Genomic DNA, 18,437 nt, shown 5'->3' with positions numbered 1-18,437 from the left:
TCTCATCCCTTAAACATTGGCAGCGACACGCTGGCGTTCGGCCAACAGCGCCTTGATTTCTAGGTTGGCTGCCACTTGGCGGGCCAGTTGTTTTTCTTTGCTGGCGGCTGATCGCAAGCTGGCAATCTTGGCATCCAGTTCCCGGCATCGCTGCAGTGCCGCACGGCGCTCAGCGGCATGGGCGGGCGATTGGCTCAGCGCAAACCGCCCGGATACGGTGGCGGCTTGCCATGCTGACAGCGTGTCTATCCAGCCCTGATACAGCGCGTACAGATTGGCGCGAGGCTGTTGGCTCATGGTCAACGCCGCCAGAAAGGCAGAGCAGAACTCATCGGTCACGAGCATGGCGAACGAAGGCTCCCCATCGAGCACTGTTTTGTCTGCCTCTTGCTGCGCCCAGCGGATGTGGCACATTGACATGAACAGGTGCTCGCCTTCGCTCAGCACCACTACAACAGGATACGGAATGGCGCGGTGGAGCAGTTCGCTGATGCGCCTCACCTTGGTTGAGTTTGGGGGCGGTCCGCCCAAATCACGCATGGCGACAGTCAGTACAGCCACCTCCAGGTAGGTGCGCTGTGCGTCGTTAAAGTCAGGGACTCCGGCATTGGCGGGCTTGAGAGCTGCGACCCACGTCACCTGTTCAATATGGTCCTGAATCAACTTGCGGTCTGCTGCCGTGGGGACTCCGTTTTCAAGCAGCATTTTCTTGGGAACACGCTGGTTCACCATAGCCGCTGAGGGCAAGCCCATGGCTGATACGACTTGATTGGCGGTTAAACCCTGCAAGTCTTGACTCATGCTGCAGCACCTTCCGCGTGGTTGGGCAGGACCACCAGATAAGCCAGCACTTCAAAGTCATTCGACCCAGCGAACTCGCCTTTCATGGCATGGGTGCCGCCAGGGGAGAACAAGCTGGCGATAGCCCGCTCTTCTGACTTTCCAACGATGGATGACACAGCCGCAGACAAGAGCTTTTGTGCGTGGCGCATGTCTTCGCCTTGCTTGGTGGCACGGTCGAACTGGGCGCACGCGGAGGCGTCAGGCAGGTCACGACCAAGGCTCAGGCGCTTGAGCCGATCCAGGATGCGCTTGGCTTGCGTGTAGGGCAACAGCACGGTGCCGTCCTCCCCCACGTGAACCAAGTAATGCGGCGCAAGGGGGTAGCCGGGATCGATGGCTTTTTCAGCCGCTGCGTCCTCGGCACGCAGGCAAAAAATGATGCCAGGGGGTATCTCTGCATCGATGCTGGTGGTGACCGCAAAGCAACCCAATGGCAGGGACTCCAGCTTGCCAGGATGCGCTTTGACGAACTCGGCCAGGTCAATGCGGAAGTCGGTCAGTGTCAGGTCGGTGATGGCAACGCCGCTGGACAGATCTTCCAAATCGATGACGGTCTCTTGCAGCTTGAGCAACTGGTTGCGCCGGTACTCCAGATCGTTCATCTGGTTGCCGGACTGCTGCTCGATGATGTTTTCCTCGCCTGTGGCGGAGATGTCGAGTAGCACCATGCGGCCACTGACGCGCTGTTCCAGGTTGATGTACTCCTCCAGCTCCATGTTGGGCCAGAAGTTGACCAGTTGAATGCGGCCATTGGTGGAGCCGATGCGGTCGATACGGCCAAAACGCTGGATGATGCGAACAGGGTTCCAGTGAATGTCGTAGTTGATGAGCCAGTCGCAGTCTTGCAGGTTCTGGCCCTCGCTGATGCAGTCCGTGGCGATCAACAAGTCGATTTCGCCTTCACCGGCCAACTCCTCGGGGCGCTCTTTTGAGCGTGGCGAGAAGGCTGTCAGGATGCTCGTCAGATCACGCCGCAAGCTGGGAAGGGTGGTTTGGTTGCGACCAGACCCGGTGACCAAGGCTGTTTCAAGACCCATCTCTGCTTTGGCCCATCCAGCCAGTTGCTCGTACAGGTAGGTGGCGGTGTCGGCGAAAGCCGTGAACACCATGACCTTGCGGTTTCCGGGATTGATGGGGTTCTTGCACTTGCTGGCGATTTGCTCCCGCAGTTTCAGCAGCTTGTCGTCGCGTGCAATGCTGACTTGCTCTGCCGCCGCATACAGCGTGGCAAGGCGATTGCGGTCTTCGATTAGGTCTTGCTTCCAGCGCAACAGATCAACATCGCCCAACAGCACCTTGACCTTGCGACCAACCAGCAAAGTTTCAAAGGCCGGGTCATCGATGTCCACGTCTTCAATGTCGAGCTCTTCGATCTCCTCGCTGTGCGCTTCGATCTGTGCCAGGGTTTTTTCGACGTCTTTAAGCTGTCGATGCACCGTCAATGCAAATGACGACACCGCACTTTCCATGCGCTTGAGCACATTGACGCGCAGCAGGTGAATCAGGCTTTCTTCGCGGTCCACCTGTCGGAAGAAGCTCTCGCCACCACGAATCTGGGTGCTGTACTTGGCGTCGTAGGCAGCCTGCTTGTGGGGCAGTACATAGCGCAGGGGGGCGTAGGCAGCGAGGTTAAGCCGCTTGATTTCCAGGTTGATGTCCCGGATCGAGCGAAACTCGCCAGCCCGGTCTACATCCGCCTTGATGTTGATCGGCGGCAAACGGTCAGGGAAGCGACCAGTCTCGCTTGTACCGTAGTACTTTTCAATGTGACGGCGGGAGCGGGCAATGGTCAGGTGGTCGAGCAAGGCGAAGTAGTCAAAGCCGAGCATCTCCACCAGCAGCGAGGGTGTCTTTTCTTCGTTGGGTAACTCAAGCCAGCGGTTGAAGGCCTTCTGCGCCCGCCGTGTGGTGCTGTCGATGCTGGCAATGCCGTGCTCAAACAAGGCGGTGTCATCGCCTTCTGTGACGAAGGAGATCTGGTTTCGCAAGTCAGCCAAACGGTTGTTGACCGGCGTGGCCGACAGCATCAGCACACGGGTCTTCACACCCTCGCGGATGATCTTTCGCATCAGCCGGTCATACCGGGTCTCGTTGCCTTGGCGGGGCGATTTCTTGTTGCGGAAGTTGTGCGACTCGTCGATCACCACCAGGTCGTAGTTGCCCCAGTTGATGTGGGACAGGTCGATGTCGCCGGAATGGCCGCCGTCGCGTGACAAATCGGTGTGGTTGAGCACGTCATAGTTCAGGCGATCAGGAGCGAGAACGTTGCGCCGGTCGTTGGCCTTGTAGAGCGTCCAGTTGTCCCGCAGGCGTTTCGGGCAAAGCACCAGCACTCTGTCGTTGCGTAGCTCGTGGTACTTAATGATCGCCAGCGCCTCGAACGTTTTCCCCAAGCCAACGCTGTCAGCGATGATGCAGCCGCCAAACCGCTCCAGCTTGTCAATGGCCCCCACGACGCCATCCCGCTGGAACTTGTACAGCTTCTTCCAAACCACTGTGTTGCGAATGCCTGTGGCCGATTTGACGATACGCTCCTCGTCAAGACCGTCACCGCTGGAGGCAAACAGGCGCTGCAGCATCAACGCATACACGCTGGTGGCGTCTCGATGGGCAGAGAGGCTTTTGACCGCTGCGATCAGGTCGGCTTTGGCTTGGGGGTGCTCCTTCAGCGTGGCCCATTGCATGTCAAACCACTGGCTGAGCATTTGCGCTTCAGCAGGGCTTTCGGACGCCTGAATCAAGCTGAGAGGGTTGCCGGGGGTGACGCCCAAGCCTTCGCTGCTGAACGAAAAGGAGCCGAGCGCAGCCTGTTGTGCGGAGCCTTGTGCATCCCTCAGAACCAACGTGCCCTGGGGAATGGGGCCGCTGGCGTGACGAACATCGGCTTTGCTTTCAAGCCAGGCAGCCAACTTTCTCGCAAGCCAGGGAGCCTGCAACTTGTTTCGGGAGGCTCGGTCAGCTGCTGTCCCCAACAAGCCCAACTGCTCCTGCTCTGTACCCTTTGTTGGTGCGGTGGAGGTTGGTGGCACCACCAGGCGCGCATTCGACAGGTGAGGCAGCTCTGTCAAAACCTCGGAGAAGGCATACAGAGAGAAGGATGGCGACACCATGTCCATCCGATGGTTGGGCTTGAGCCAGGGGCGGATCAGGTCCAAAACCCGATCAGATCCAGCGTTACTGACAAACTTCATTGCGTCCCCCCCTCGCTCGACATCCCGTTGATTCTTTTTGCTTCGCTCACGCACTGCCTCCCCAATGCCCCTCGAAGTCGAATGACAGTTGCTTGTGGTGCTTGATTGACAGCAGGAAAAGGGTGTCTTCAACCTGCACGTACAGCACCAGGTAGTGGCTCATCACGTACTCACGCAAGCTGGTCAACGAGGTGCCCACCAGAGCAGCCAGCTTGGCTTTCAGTACGGCAGTGGCGTTGGTGGCCTCCGCAGAGCCGACAGCACGGTTGAAAAAAGGCCTGCCTAGCTCTGGAAACCGTTCAAGGTTGGGCAGCACTGTGCCGAGTAGCTCGTCGATCAGTCCGTCGAATGCCTGAGGAGCTTCCGCCTCGGTCAGGAACTGTTCGATGTCGGCCAGGTTCCGCTCGAAGTTGGCGGTGAGCTTGATGTTCACACGGTTGGTCATCGGATGCCAACGGTGCTCAAGCGGCTGCGCGTCGTTTTTTGAAGGCTGTCAGGGCTGCACGAGCGTCTTGTGTGCGTCCGGCAGCCACGTCATCCAGGCCCTTGGATGCTTCGTCGATCAGCAGCAAGTGGATGCGCTCGCGCTCTAGCTGGTGGTAGTAATCCAAGCGTTTCGCATCAATGATGGCGATGAACGCCTCACCGTTCTTGGTGATGATCTTCTCGGCACCCGCGCGAACGTCCTCCGCCAACTCAGAAAAGTTGGCACGAGCGTGGGACAGGGGGATCACGTCGCTGGCTGAGATTGCCATGGGGCCTCCGGGTGACGCAGATAGTGCAGAATTTTGTACAGTCTACAGCGTGCCACCCGTCTTGGAAAATAACGCTGCGTTAGTTTTCCGAGAACAGGTGGCACTGATGGGGCGGAACCATGTCGGCACTACCCCAAGGCGTTGTCAAACTAAGTCACTCGTTGATGACCAGGCCGACAAACACGTTGCCGGAATTGCGACGCTTCGCTTGATAGCCCTTTTTGACCATCACGTCCTTGAACTCTTTGACCCCGATAGGAGACTGATTGTTGTTCCTGGTAAACAGTTTGTAGCTGGCGTAGGCTTCGGATGCAGCAACCGCACCTCCTTCAACCTGGCGACAACTGTTCTTGAACCAAGTACCCACCGTATCAGCGCCTTGCTTCAGAGCGTTCAGGTACTTCAAGGTGGATTCAGGCCAGAGCAGCTTACCTAAGCGGTGGTACTTCACGGCACCCTCGATCAACCAGTTCAGAATGCCCGAGGCCTCGGCTTTGAGTTGTTCTTCGAGGTTGCTGTTGCACTGATCCCCGGCAAACTTCTTGGTGAAGCGGATGGCGAACAGGCGACGCCACATGGCCTCATGCTCAAACGAGATACGGGGGAAATAGTTGCTACTCAGGAAGATCTTGCATTGCGGCTTGAACGTGGTCTGCGAGCCATAGTTCTGGCGATAGCTGATAGGGTCAGAGCCGGTGATATTTTTGACCAAAGCCTCCTCCAGCTTTTCCCCTTCACCAAACTCAGACGACTGCACGAGTCGTGCACCTACCATAGGAGCCAACGCGGGCGTCGGCGCATTGGGGTTGGTGTTGTGCTTCTTGAGCAGCGAGTAGCTAACGGTGGTGGCGTACGCCCCAAAGACATGTTTCATCGTGTTGAGCAAAACACCTTTTCCGTTCGATCCTTCGCCGATCAGAATGAACATCACTTGATCTCGGACGTGACCGAACATGGCATAGCCGAAAGCAATGTGCAGCGCCTCAAGCAGTTGAACATCTTCACCGGTAATCTGGCTCAAAAATGTCAAAAAGCGAGGACAGTTCGCGCCAGAGATGAAGGGTGCCCCCATAGGCTTGCTCAGAAAATCCCCTGGCATTGCTTTTCGAACTACACCGGTGGTTAGGTCCATGGCAGCATATTTTTGCCCGCCCATGCCTTCAGGGATTTCCACCGCCACGGTGTCCACACGTGCGTCGAACACGTCAGACCTGATATGGCACCGTGAGTCAGTGCTGGCAAAGCGCATGACCTCTGTCATCCCTGCGATGCTTGCAAGCCTTGTGCTCAAGGGATGACGAGGGTTCTCACGAACAAAATCCTGAAGATATTGCCGGACCACGCCCTCGACGCTGGCTTTCTGTGACAGCCAAATGCCTGAGATAAAGGCATACCAACGATCCTCGATGGGGGAGTACTTCAAGCGCTCGCTCAGGTCTTGGACGAGCATCGAAGCAAAGTCAAGCATGTTCTCTGGGCCACGCGACCAGCTCACGTTGGACGCGCCCCCTCCCTGGCGTGCCAGGTAGCGCAGAGTGTCCCCAGTAATGCCTCCTTTGGCGCTGATGCTTTTCCACTGGCGCTTAGCTTCCTCTTCGTCGTACTTTTTGGATTGTGCAGACCACGGCAAGAACAATTCCAGTCCACCGTTATCAAACGACGACTTCAACGCCATAGCCACCTTGATCCAAATATCGCGATCACTTGGATCAATCTGCTGGAGGTATTGAATTGCCTCATCCTTTGTGATCGCCTTATTACTACGAAAAGTCGAATTTTGGTTTATCACAACCGCTGATTTGACGCTGGATTCAACAGCCTTTGGCAGTTGCGCTCGCTGCAAACCCAACCCTTCCATCAACTCATTTGCTGAATATGACGGCAAGCTTTTGTCGCAGTGCTCCAGCGTGACTAAAAATGGGCGATACGGATCTTTATGATTAAAAGTGCCGGGCAGTCGCATGACTCTCGCCAAATTCGATACCTTGGGGTCGCCGCCATACTTATCAGCCAGTGCCTTCTGTATCGCCTTGAATTTATTTGGCTTACAGCTGCGCGCCAACCAATATACGTGATAGTGCCCCTCTGAGGTTTTAACCACAATGTGCGGCTTCAGTTTGAATTTGCGCAGCAGTTTGTCTAAAGAAATGTGCTTCCATTCATTCCCATCGTAATCAAGGAAGAAGGCATTTACCCGAGCGATGTTTTCATCCTTGGTGCCCTTGCCATCAGACAGGTTCGGCATCATGAAGATGGCGTTGCCCTTTTTATTAAGGTCGGTGAGTGTTTCCCAGAGACCTTTTAATTTGCCCCGATGTTTATGAGGCACCTTATTTTTTCCGGAACCCTCAGTCACAGTCAGAAAGTCAGCGATACCATTACCCAACAAGGCCTGCTTGAACCGAAAGGCATCACGGCGGTTTTTATCCGTTGCTTTGTTTGACTTGCGGGTGCTGGGCAAGCGTGTAGTGGAGGGTTTTTTCATGACCGTTCCTCCCCAAGTGCGTCGTGCTCTCCCTCTGTGGTGGAAGGAGTGTAGGGAACCTCGGCACTTTTATTTTTCAAGTCATTGACTGAAAAAATACCGTGTGCCAAACCTTCCACTTCTTCCACTTTGTCGGGGGGAGGGGGCACCATGCGACCGCTCGCATTGTTACGCTCGATATAAGCACAGACCTCCTGAAAATCCCAGAGATTCTTACAACCAGGCCAGCGTACAGGCCGTGGTAAAAGCCCTTTTTTAATGTAGCGGTAGCGAGAGGATGCAGACAGACCGATCATTGCATCCAGCGTTTTGCTGTCGATCAATCTACGGGGGATGGTGGAGGCAGATGTTTTTGTGCCACCAAATTGATGCGTATGGTTTACGCTGCGATTTTGAATGACCTGTTTTTTGGGGTCGTTGATGAAATTAAATTCACTCATGTTCATCTCAATATCCACGGCAAGACCGGGAATAAAAGAAATGGACACAACTCACATTATTTTATAATTTTCAGGCAGAATTTTCGAGCTATTTTTTGTCAATAGCTAGGCTGCAAGGATTGCGCCGATTTCATAAAGAAAACCTTCAGAACCTTCTGAAGAACGTTGTGTAATATTGATTAGTTTGTGATGTACATATCTCTCCTTTGCACGTGCGGCTGGATTGAGACATGACCTAATTCGTCATTATTTCTTTATAAGCAGAATTTTCAGATCAACGTCGTTGGTGACGCCGATCAGGCTGCTGCGAATGGGCCAAGCTGCGTTGGCATTGAGAAAGACACCAAGGAACCTTGGTACTTTGTTTTGATTTGTTGTTGAATTTACTCAACTTGCACAGCTATAGGTTGCCACAGAAAGGCTATGAATGCAACATCACTCACGTGATTTCGATGCTTTGACTGAACTGACAGGTGGCACCGTTAGCCAGAGGTGGCTGCTTGGCATATGGATGGCGGGAGGGATGAGCACATGTTCGCCCAGTCATTCATCATCTTGAGCCGTTTGTCGAACATGTCTCCACGTCGGTATGCGGCCTCCACTTTGTTGGACACGGTGTGTGCCAAAGCCATCTCTGCCATCTCTGCTGGGTAGTCCGTTGCCTCTGCTGCCCAATCTCTGAATGTTGACCGAAAACCATGTACTGTCATGTCGTTGCGTCCCATCCTGCGCAGTACAGCCGTCAATGTCATGTCCGACAGGGGCTTGCGGTCACGAATGCTGGGGAACACTACTTGCTCCCCTTCTCGTCTGAAAGGCAGCAACTCCTTCAACAGAGCCACTGCCGGAGGGCTCAGTGGAATGCGGTGTTCACGTCCTGCTTTCATCCGCTCGGCAGGGATGATCCAAAGGCTTTCGGTAAGGTCCACTTCCCCCCAGGTCATGCCACGAACCTCTCCGGATCGCGCAGCGGTCAGGATCGTGAACTTCAACGCCAGAGCACCGATGCCTGGTTGCCCTGACAAGTCTTTCATGAAGTCACCAACATCCTTCCATGGCAGGGCGGCGAAATGCTGGACACGCGAAACTTTGCTCCTGGCTGGGAGCAACGTGTCGAGGTGTCCCTTCCAGCGTGCCGGGTTCTCCCCCGTTCGAAATTTGCGAACAGTTGCCCAGTCCAAGATTGCCTCCAGGCGTCCTCTCAGCCGCGATGCGGTTTCGGCCTTGGTTGCCCAAATGGGCTCCAGTGCTTTCATGATGTGAGGCGTATCCACCTTGTCAACAGCCACCGCTCCAAGCACCGGTGAGGCATAGGTCTTGATGGTGTTTACCCATTGATCGGCATGTTTGGGGTTTTTCCACCCGGCCTTGTGCGCGGCGATGTACTGCGTGGCGCACCAGTCAAAGTCAACAGCCTTGGCCGATTCGGCGGCAGCCTGCGCCATGGCCTCGCGCTTTTGTTGCACAGGGTCGGTTCCCTGCAGGATCTGTCGCTTGAGCATCAACGCTTTTTCCCGAGCGTCAGCCAAAGTCACCACTGGATAGGAGCCCAAACCAGTCCACTTCTCGCGCCCTTGAAAGGTGTATCGCAAGATCCAGGACTTCGACCCGTGCGCTGTTACTTTGAGCCAAAGGCCTGCGCCGTCACCGTGATACCCGGGCTCCTTGAGCCTCGCCACTTGCATCTGCGTCAGCTTGTTTGCCCTTGCCATTTTTTCGCCTTGAGGTAGCTGTTACGGGTGGGAGCATAACTCAACCGTTATACGAATTGTTATACGGAAAGATCGCTGCAAGAGGTTGAATTGGTTTGACTTGAGTTGACATCAGAAATTTCAAAATCAATTTTAAGTTGTTGTTTTTATTGGCTTAATTTCTATTTTTGTGAAATCTTTTGAACCACTTTGGAGTCCGGATTATAAGGACGCCCTCTCCGCCAGGCGTTCCAAGGGTTAGCAGGTACTCATCTGCTAACCCTTTTTCGTTGCGATTCCTCTAAGAACGAGGCCCGCAGCAGAGGCAGCCCCCCGCAAACCATATAAGGTTGGCGTGTGAACCAAGCTGGGCCGGTTATGCCTTCCTGGATGGCGAGATGACCGCCTCGCCTGCGACGGATGCGGGCCAGCCTGTGCAGGGCAAGCGGCCCACGCTGACTCCCCGGCACAGCGCGAACCTGTGGGTGACCAAGGCACTGGGGCACGGCTTTGGCCTGGGCGGCGGCCTGAACTATGTGGGAGCGCGGTTCGCCAACCCCGGCAACACGGTTACCTTGCCTGGCTACACCACGGTGGATGCCATGGCCTAACTACCGCCAGGGCGCCTGGGATGTGCAACTCAAGCTGAGCAATCTGTTTCGACCACCGCTATATCGTGGCGGGCATGGCAGTTCGCCGAACCTGAACCTGGCGGGTGCCCCGCGTTCGGCGCAGCTGGTGGCACGCTACGGATTCTGAGATTCAGGCCTCGGGGCATGCCGCAGGAGTCTTGGCGCGCCGACAAAGGCTCGATCATGGGCAACCAGCCGTCCTGAAAGTCCGCGCACAGTGACCGAAACGAACAACGGGCCTTACAGGCCCGTTGGTTCTTCAAGCAAGGGCGGTGTGGCGCACCCACCCCGCAGTCATTTCCGCAGGCTCACACCTGGTCTGCCGAAAGCCCGGCGGTTTGGCTGAAGCCGCCGTCCACATAGGTGATCTCGGCGGTCACGCCGCTGGCCAGGTCGGACAGCAGGAACGCGGCCACGTTGCCCACGTCTTCGATCGTCACGTTGCGACGCAGCGGGGCGGCGTCAGCCACGCGGCCCAGCAGCTTGCCGAAGTCCTTGATGCCGCTGGCGGCCAGGGTCTTGATGGGGCCCGCGCTGATGCCGTTGGCACGGATGCAGCGGCCGTCTTCAGTGCGGCCCACGGCTTCGGCCAGGTAGCGCACGCTGGCTTCCAGGCTGGCCTTGGCCAAGCCCATGGTGTTGTAGTTGGGGATGGAGCGCAGGGCGCCCAGGTACGACAGCGTCAGGAGCGCCGACTTGTCGTTCAGGTAGGGCAGGGCCGCCTTGGCCATGGCCGGGAAGCTGTAGGCGCTGATTTCGTGGGCCACCTTGAAGGCTTCGCGAGAGAGGCCTTCCAGGAAGTTGCCGGCGATGGCCTCGCGCGGAGCAAAGCCGATGGAGTGCACGAAGCCGTCGAACTTGCCCCAGGCGGCGCCGATGTCGGCAAACAATTTGTCGATCTGCGCGTCGTCGGCCACGTCGCAGTCAAAGACCAGCTTGGAGTCGAATTCGGCGGCGAACTCGGTGATGCGGTCCTTGAAGCGCTCGCCCACGTAGCTGAAGGCCAGTTCCGCGCCTTGTTGGTGGCAGGCCCTGGCGATGCCGTACGCGATCGAGCGATTGGACAGCACGCCCGTGATGAGCAGCTTCTTGCCGGCGAGAAAACCCATTGTTGTTCTCCTGAAATGCGATGTGCGAAGGGAAATGGCAAGCGTGGCGCGGGGGCTTGCGGGCCGCTTGCGTGGTGCAGAATTGTCGCATGCGGTTCTGGCGTATCTGTTTATTGATCGGTTGGCTGGGAGGGAGCAGCGTGGCGGGCGGGGCGGCCTGGGCCGCGCATGCCTACGCGATGTGGGGGGCGCCCGCGCTGGCGGCCGGCTTCGCGCACTTCCCCTACGTCAACCCACAGGCGCCCAAGGGCGGCGAACTGCGCCTGGTGAGCAATCTGCGCACCTCCACCTTCGACAAGTACAACCCATTCACGATCCGCGGCAACGCGCCGGCCTACCTGTCGGCGCTGATGTTCGACTCGCTGCTCACCGGATCGCTGGACGAAACGGCCACCGGCTATGGACTGCTGGCCGAGGATGTGGCGGTGGCGCCGGATGGCCTGTCGGCCACCTTCAGGCTGCGGCCCGAGGCGCGCTTTCACAACGGCAAGCCGGTGCTGGCCCAGGATGTAAAGCACAGTTTCGACACCCTGATGGGCCCTTACACCTCACCGGGCTACAAAACGCTCCTGATCGAGGTGGCCGGTGTGGATGTGCTGGACGACCGCACCGTGCGCTACCGCTTCAAGGCGCCCAACCGCGAACTGCCGCTCACCGTCGGGGGGCTACCCGTGTTCAGCCGCGACTGGGGACGGGGCGCCGACGGCAAGCCCAAGCCGTTCGACCAGGTGGTGATGGACATCCCCATCGGCAGCGGACCGTACAAGATTGGGCCCGTCAACTTCGGCAAGGACATCACCTATGTGCGCGACCCCCAGTATTGGGCGCGCGACCTGCCCGTGCGCAAGGGGACGGCCAACTTTGACCGTGTTCTGGTCAAGATCTACAAGGACAACACCGCGCGGCTGGAGGCGCTGAAGGCCGGCGAGTTCGATCTGATGCGGTTTTTCAGTGCGGGCGACTGGGCGCGGCGGGTCAACGGCCGCAAGTTCGACACGGGTGAGCTGGTCAAGGGCGAGTTCGCCAACAAGCTGCCCTCGGGCTTCCAGAGCTACGTATTGAACACGCGCCGCCCGCTGCTGCAGGACCGCCGCGTGCGAGAGGCCCTGGGGCTGGCGTTCGACTTTGAGTGGATGAACCGCCAGCTTTTCTATGGTGCCTATCAGCGCGTGCGCGGCATCTTCGGCAACACCATGTGCGAGACCCACGGCATGCCCACGCCGCAGGAGCTGGCGCTGCTGGAGCCCTGGCGCAAGGATCTGCCCCCCGCGGTCTTCGGCCCCATGTTCGAGCCGCCCACCACCGACGGCGCCACCACGCTGCGCGACAACCTGCGCCGCGCGCAGGCGCTGCTCCAGGAGGCCGGCTGGCAGGTGCAGGATGGCGTGCTGCGCAACGCCAGCGGCCAGGCCATGGTGCTGGAATACATGGACAGCAGCGAAGGCGGCGTGCGCACGTTGTCCTCGTGGATGCGCAACCTGCAAAAGCTCGGCATCACCCTCAAGTTCCGCTCGGTGGACTTCGCGCTGTACCAGCAGCGCCTGCAGAAGTTCGACTTCGACATCACCACCATTGCCTACCAGGGCACCAACAACCCGGGGCAGGAGTTTGCCGACCTGTTCGGCAGCGCGGCGGCAGACCAGGAAGACTCGGGCAATTTCCCCGGCGTAAAGAGCCCGGCCGTGGACGCAATGATCCGTGCCATGGTCTCCGCCAAGACGCAGGAACAGATGTTGCCCGCGTGCCATGCGCTGGACCGCATCATTGCGCATGGCCACTACCTCATTCCGCAGTGGTCCGCGGGCACCCATCGCATGGTCTACAACGCCTGGCGACTGGACCGGCCCGAAGTGGTGCCGCCGTATTCGACCGGAGAGATGTGGGCGGTGGATACGTGGTGGGCCCGTTCGCCTGCGTTGACCGCCGAGACCGCGCCCAAGGCCGCGACGCCGCGCAAGGACTGAAACCGCCATGTTCGCCTACATCCTCAAGCGCATCCTGCTCATGCTGCCCACGCTGTTGGGCGTGTTGCTGTTGACCTTTGTCGTGATCCAGTTCGTGCCGGGCGGTCCGGTGGAGCAGTACCTGGCCGAGGCCAAGGCCGGCGCTGCCGGCATGGGCGGGGGCGGCGAGGGCGGCGGCATGGCCTATCGCGGCGCGCAGGGCGTGGATCCCAAGCGGCTGGAGCAGATCAAGCAGCTCTATGGCTTTGACAAGCCAGCGCACGAGCGCTTCTTCCAGATGCTGGGCCAGTTCGCGCGCTTCGACCTGGGGCGCAGCTTCTTTCAGAACAAGGACGTGTGGCAACTCGTGAAGGAGAAGCTGCCCGTGTCCGTCAGCCTGGGGTTGTGGACCTTCTTCATCAGCTACCTCGTGGCGGTGCCGCTGGGTGTGGCCAAGGCGGTGCGCGCCGGCTCGCGCTTTGACTTCGTCACCACGCTCATCATCCTGGTGGGCTACGCGATCCCGGGTTTCGTGCTCGGCGTGGCGCTGCTGGTGATCTTTGGCGGGCAATTGCAGTGGTTCCCGCTGCGCGGGCTGACCTCGGCCAACTGGGACGAGCTGGGCCTGTGGGCCAAGGTGACGGATTACCTATGGCATATCGCGCTGCCCGTCACGGCCATGGTGGCCGGCAGCTTTGCGGTGACGGCGATGCTGACCAAGAACGCTTTCCTGGAAGAGATCCGCAAGCAATATGTGCTCACCGCGCGTGCCAAGGGACTGACCGACCGGCAGGTGCTCTACAAGCACGTGTTTCGCAATGCGCTGATTCCCATCATCACGGGCTTCCCATCCGCCTTCATCGGCGCGTTCTTCGCGGGCTCGCTGCTCATCGAGACGCTGTTCTCGCTCGACGGCCTGGGCCTGCTGTCCTATGAGAGCGTGATCCGCCGCGACTACCCCGTGGTGTTGGGCACGCTGTACCTGTTCACGCTGATCGGGCTGGTGACCAAGCTCATCAGCGACCTGTGCTACGTGTGGGTGGATCCCCGCGTCAAGTTTGATTGAAATATGGCTCCAACGCCCGACCACCAAGCGCTAGCAGCTATTGATTCGGTAGCTAATGGGACGCCTGCAGCGCCCGTTGCCGCCTCGGCGTCACCCAGCCGGCGCGCCTGGCAGCGCTTTCGTGCCAACCGCCTGGGGTTCTGGAGCCTGGTGGTGTTCTGCGCGCTGGTCGTGGTCAGCCTGGGGGCAGAACTGGTCAGCAACGACCGGCCCCTGGTCGTGCGCTATGAGGGTCAGACGTATTTCCCGTTGTTCAACGATTACCCCGAGACGACTTTCGGCGGTGACTTCCAGACGCCCACCGACTACCTCGACCCCTTCATTCGCGAGCGGCTGTCGCAGGGGGATAACTGGGCGCTGTACACGCTCAACCGCTACGGGCCAAACACGCTGAACTACTTCGCGAAGGAGCCCAACCCCTCGGGCCCGTCGCGCGACAACTGGCTGGGCACGGACGACCGCGGGCGTGACCTGCTGGCGCAACTGATCTACGGCTTTCGCGTGAGCGTGTTGTTCGGCATTGCCCTCACCGTGGTGGGCGTGGCGCTGGGCGTGGCGGCGGGGGCGGTACAGGGCTTCTTTGGCGGCAAGACCGACCTGGCTTTCCAGCGCTTCATCGAGATTTGGGGCTCCATGCCCGAGCTGTACCTGCTCATCATCTTCAGCGCCGTGTTCGCGCCCAGCATCGGGCTGCTGCTGGTATTGCTCAGCCTGTTCGGCTGGATGGGGCTGTCGGACTATGTGCGCGCCGAATTCCTGCGCAACCGGCAACTGGACTATGTGAAGGCCGCGCGGGCGCTGGGCGTGTCCAACGGCCAGATCATCCGCCGCCACATCCTGCCCAATAGCATGACGCCGGTGGTGACCTTTCTGCCGTTTCGCATGGGTGCGGCGATCCTGGCGCTGACGTCGCTGGACTTCCTGGGCCTGGGCGTGCCGCCCGGCACCCCCAGCCTGGGCGAGCTGCTGTCGCAGGGCAAGAACAATATCGACGCGTGGTGGATCTCCATCTTCACCTTCGGGGTGCTGGTCACCACGCTGCTGCTGCTCACCTTCATGGGCGATGCGCTGCGCGACGCGCTGGACCCCCGCAAGAACTGAGGCATCGTGAACCCTTCTGCCATGCGCGCTGCGCCCCCCCTGTCTCCCTCGTCCGCGCCGCTGCTGCAGGTGCGGGACCTGCGGGTGCGCTTCGGCGCCAAGCAGGTGGTGCATGGCGTGAGCTTCGACATGGCCCCGGGCGAAAAGCTCGCGCTGGTGGGTGAATCCGGCTCGGGCAAAACAGTGACCGCGCTGGCGCTGCTGCGCCTGACGGGCGATGCGCAATTGGAGGGGAGCGCGCTGATGCACGGGCGTGATCTGCTCCAACTGCCTGAGCGCGAACTACGCGGCGTGCGCGGCGGCGATATCGCCATGGTGTTCCAAGAGCCCATGACGGCGCTGAACCCGCTGATGACGATTGGCGACCAGGTGGCCGAGGTCTTGGTGCTAAAACAGGCCCTGAGCAAGGCGCAGAGCGCGCAAGCAGCTATCGAACTGCTAGCGAGTACCGGCATCCCCGAGCCGGCGCGGCGCGCGGGCAGTTTTCCGCACCAGCTTTCGGGTGGGCAGCGCCAGCGCGCCATGATCGCCATGGCCCTGGCCAGCCGACCGAAGCTGCTGCTGGCCGACGAGCCCACCACCGCGCTGGACGTGACGCTGCGCGGCCAGATCCTGGACCTGCTGTCCGACCTGCAGCGCCAGACGGGCATGGCCGTGCTGCTCATCACGCACGACCTACTGCTGGTGCGCCGCTTTGCCGATCGCGTGGCCGTCATGGAGCAGGGCGCGGTGGTGGAGCAGGGTACCGTCGCCCAGGTGTTCGACGCACCGCAGCATGCCTACACGCGCAAGCTGATCGGCAGTACGCCGCGGCGGGATGTGGTGGAAGGCGGTGCCGACGGCGACGCCGTGCCCGCCGCGCAGGCAAGCGGCCTGCGCGTGGCCTACCCCGTGCCGGTGCCGGGCATCCGCGGCTGGTTTGCCAAGGGCGAATTCGTGGCGGTGAAGGACGCGGGCTTTCGCATTGCGCAGGCGCGCACGCTGGGGGTCGTCGGCGAATCGGGCTCGGGCAAGTCCACGCTGGCCCAGGCGCTGCTGGGCCTGCTGCCGTCGCGCGGTGACCTGCAGGTGGCCGGCCAGGCCTGGCAGCAGCCCGCCCACCGCAACACCGCGCACAACCAGCAGCTGCGCCGGAAGGTGCAGGTGGTGTTCCAGGACCCGTTCTCGTCCCTGTCGCCGCGCATGACCGTGGAGGAGATCGTGGGCGAGGGCCTGCGCGTGCACATGCCTGCGCTGGACGTGGCCGAGCGCCGCGCGCGCGTGGCCGCCATGTTGGCCGAGGTGGGCCTGACGGACGCGCAATTCCCCGGCCTGCTGGCGCGCTACCCGCATGAGTTCTCGGGCGGCCAGCGCCAGCGCCTGGCCATTGCGCGCGCGCTCATCGTCGAGCCCCAGGTGCTGGTGCTGGACGAGCCCACCAGCGCGCTGGACGTCACCATCCAGCAGCAGGTGCTGAGCCTGCTGCAGCGCCTGCAGAAGGAGCGGGCGCTGTCGTACCTGCTCATCACGCACGACGTGGCGGTGGTGCGCGCCATGGCGCATGAGGTCATCGTCATGAAGGACGGCGAGGTGGTGGAAAGCGGCAGCGTGCACCAGGTGCTGGATGCCCCGCGCCACGCCTACACGCAACGGCTGGTGCAGGCCGCGCAGCCGGTCTGACCTGCCCGGCGGCGGGTCGCGCAGCAGGGTGTGCGGGGCCGTGGGCGACTACCGCGTTTGGTGTAGGACACGGGCGCGATCTGCTTGCATGTCCGTTGGCCGGTTGCTCTGCTATTCATAGCGTTGAATTTCGATTTCATCTGCCTGTCCGGTGTTTTACAGCGCAGAAGTCGGCTCCCGCTTTTCTGGCGATTTCATACATCAGGCAACACCTGACATTTGGCTGCCAGGTGCCGCGGGGTGCCGTTCTCACAATGCGCCCCGGGGCGGTAGGCTGGTCTGACGGCACCTTCCTCGGCAAGAAAAACCCCGGAGGCAATGAACATCATGCGCACGAAAACCCTCTCCTGTTGCAAGTATCTGGCTGGCGCCACCGCGCTGGCTGCCCTGGTCGCCTGTGGCGGCGGCGGTGGTGATGGCGGTGACGGTAGCGGCACCGGCACGCTGAAGCTGGCGCTGACCGATGCCCCCAGTTGCAGCTATGACGCGGTGAACGTCACCGTGCAGAAAATACGCGTGCACCAAAGCGCTACGGCGGCGGATGACGCTTCCGGCTGGCATGAGCTCACGCTGAACCCCGCGCGCCGCGTGGACCTGCTGTCGCTGACCAACGGCGTGCTGGAGGAACTGGGCGAGCTGCCGCTGCCCACGGGCAAATACACCCAGATGCGTCTGGTGCTGGCGGGCAATGGCGGAGCGGCCCCCTTCGCCAACTCCGTCGTGCCCACAGGGTCGGGCGAAGTAGCGCTGACCACGCCCAGCGGCCAGCAAAGTGGCGTGAAGATGAACGTGAACATCGACATCGCCGCCAACCAGATGGCGGACTTCGTGCTCGACTTCGACGCCTGCAAGTCCGTCGTCACGGCCGGCGCATCGGGCCGCTACCTGCTCAAGCCGGTGGTGGCGGTGATTCCGCGCCTGGTCTCTGGTGTGCAGGGCTTCGTCGAACCCGTTGCTGGCGCCACGGTGACGCTGCAGTCCCAAGGCGAGGTGGTGCGCGCCACCGTGCCGGACGCTTCGGGCCGCTACCTGCTGCGGCCGGTGGTGCCGGGCAGCTACACGCTGGTGCTGACGGCACCCGGCCGCACCACGGCCGTGGTGACCCAGGTGCCGGTGCAGTCCGAGCTGGTCACCTCCGTCGGCACGTCCACGCAGGCCGTGGCGCTGCCGGCATCGCCCGTTGGCACCGTGAACGGCACCACGTCGGTGGATGCCTGGGTGCGGGCCCTGCAGCCGCTGGCAGCGGCTGGCACGGTGCAAGTGTCGGCCAAGCCCGTGGACGGCGTGACCGGCGCCTACAGCTTCACGCTGCCCACGGCCGCCCCGCTGGTGGCGCCGTATGCCGCGGCGCCCACTCCGCTCGTGTTCACGGCCGATGCCGGAGCCGCAGGGCGCTACACCATCCAGGCGCGCCTGGCGGGGCAGGCCGACAAGCAGCAGGCCTTGACCCTGGGCGCGGGAACGACCCAGACGGTGAACTTCACGTTCCCCTGACGCCCACCACGCGTTCCTAGAATGAAGG

At 60.5% G+C, this 18,437-nt stretch carries 13 protein-coding genes and 1 pseudogene; 6 read left to right on the top strand and 8 right to left on the bottom strand.

Annotation, left to right across the window (positions count from 1 at the left end; all coding sequences use genetic code 11):
• Positions 1-9 precede the first annotated feature (9 nt).
• The 7 genes from K2L43_RS10555 to K2L43_RS10525 all read right to left on the bottom strand — a co-directional run bounded on the left by K2L43_RS10555 (position 10) and on the right by K2L43_RS10525 (position 9,399).
• Complete coding sequence (locus tag K2L43_RS10555) at positions 10-801, bottom strand: DUF4391 domain-containing protein (protein WP_255580429.1); 792 nt, start codon at positions 799-801, stop codon at positions 10-12.
• Positions 798-4,034 carry a helicase-related protein gene (locus tag K2L43_RS10550; RefSeq protein WP_220637504.1) on the bottom strand — a complete coding sequence of 1,079 codons (3,237 nt, stop codon included), beginning with the start codon at positions 4,032-4,034 and terminating at the stop codon, positions 798-800. The genes K2L43_RS10555 and K2L43_RS10550 overlap by 4 nt, the downstream gene beginning before the upstream one ends.
• A 46-nt stretch (positions 4,035-4,080) precedes the next feature.
• Positions 4,081-4,467, bottom strand: coding sequence for a type II toxin-antitoxin system RelE/ParE family toxin (locus tag K2L43_RS10545; RefSeq protein WP_370632948.1), 387 nt, complete (start codon positions 4,465-4,467; stop codon positions 4,081-4,083).
• Positions 4,468-4,495: 28 nt separating this feature from the next.
• Positions 4,496-4,789 carry a type II toxin-antitoxin system Phd/YefM family antitoxin gene (locus K2L43_RS10540; protein WP_220637502.1) on the bottom strand — a complete coding sequence of 98 codons (294 nt, stop codon included), beginning with the start codon at positions 4,787-4,789 and terminating at the stop codon, positions 4,496-4,498.
• Between the two features lie 154 nt (positions 4,790-4,943).
• Positions 4,944-7,274, bottom strand: coding sequence for a phage/plasmid primase, P4 family (locus K2L43_RS10535; protein WP_220637501.1), 2,331 nt, complete (start codon positions 7,272-7,274; stop codon positions 4,944-4,946).
• On the bottom strand, positions 7,271-7,762 hold the full coding sequence (locus tag K2L43_RS10530; protein ID WP_143225961.1) for an AlpA family transcriptional regulator: 492 nt from the start codon (positions 7,760-7,762) through the stop codon (positions 7,271-7,273). The genes K2L43_RS10535 and K2L43_RS10530 overlap by 4 nt, the downstream gene beginning before the upstream one ends.
• Positions 7,763-8,196: 434 nt before the next feature.
• Positions 8,197-9,399, bottom strand: a complete 1,203-nt coding sequence (locus K2L43_RS10525; protein WP_370633112.1) for a tyrosine-type recombinase/integrase — start codon at positions 9,397-9,399, stop codon at positions 8,197-8,199.
• Between the two features lie 377 nt (positions 9,400-9,776).
• Between K2L43_RS10525 and K2L43_RS10520 the strand changes: the two are divergent.
• A pseudogene (locus K2L43_RS10520) lies at positions 9,777-10,164 on the top strand (TonB-dependent receptor domain-containing protein); the annotation flags it as partial.
• Positions 10,165-10,345: 181 nt separating this feature from the next.
• Here the strand turns inward: K2L43_RS10520 and fabI are convergent.
• On the bottom strand, positions 10,346-11,146 hold the full coding sequence (gene fabI / locus K2L43_RS10515) for an enoyl-ACP reductase FabI (RefSeq protein WP_047351315.1): 801 nt from the start codon (positions 11,144-11,146) through the stop codon (positions 10,346-10,348).
• Between the two features lie 89 nt (positions 11,147-11,235).
• On the opposite strand from fabI, the gene K2L43_RS10510 reads away from it, so the two are divergent.
• From K2L43_RS10510 to K2L43_RS10490, 5 genes are all read left to right on the top strand, one after another.
• Positions 11,236-13,110 carry an extracellular solute-binding protein gene (locus tag K2L43_RS10510; protein WP_220637500.1) on the top strand — a complete coding sequence of 625 codons (1,875 nt, stop codon included), beginning with the start codon at positions 11,236-11,238 and terminating at the stop codon, positions 13,108-13,110.
• A gap of 7 nt (positions 13,111-13,117) precedes the next feature.
• Positions 13,118-14,155, top strand: coding sequence for a microcin C ABC transporter permease YejB (locus tag K2L43_RS10505; protein ID WP_196995475.1), 1,038 nt, complete (start codon positions 13,118-13,120; stop codon positions 14,153-14,155).
• 3 nt (positions 14,156-14,158) lie between these two features.
• Positions 14,159-15,256 (top strand): ABC transporter permease, encoded by a 1,098-nt coding sequence (locus tag K2L43_RS10500; protein ID WP_220637499.1) that lies wholly within the window; start codon positions 14,159-14,161, stop codon positions 15,254-15,256.
• Between the two features lie 21 nt (positions 15,257-15,277).
• Positions 15,278-16,915, top strand: a complete 1,638-nt coding sequence (locus K2L43_RS10495) for an ABC transporter ATP-binding protein (RefSeq protein WP_220638990.1) — start codon at positions 15,278-15,280, stop codon at positions 16,913-16,915.
• 327 nt (positions 16,916-17,242) lie between these two features.
• Positions 17,243-18,409 carry a DUF4382 domain-containing protein gene (locus K2L43_RS10490; protein WP_220637498.1) on the top strand — a complete coding sequence of 389 codons (1,167 nt, stop codon included), beginning with the start codon at positions 17,243-17,245 and terminating at the stop codon, positions 18,407-18,409.
• Positions 18,410-18,437 lie beyond the last annotated feature (28 nt).

The organism is Diaphorobacter sp. MNS-0, assembly GCF_019602835.1.
GTDB lineage: Bacteria > Pseudomonadota > Gammaproteobacteria > Burkholderiales > Burkholderiaceae_C > Diaphorobacter > Diaphorobacter nitroreducens.
The sequence above is the reverse complement of the archived record's forward strand: the minus strand, read 5'-3'. Positions and strand labels throughout refer to the sequence as shown.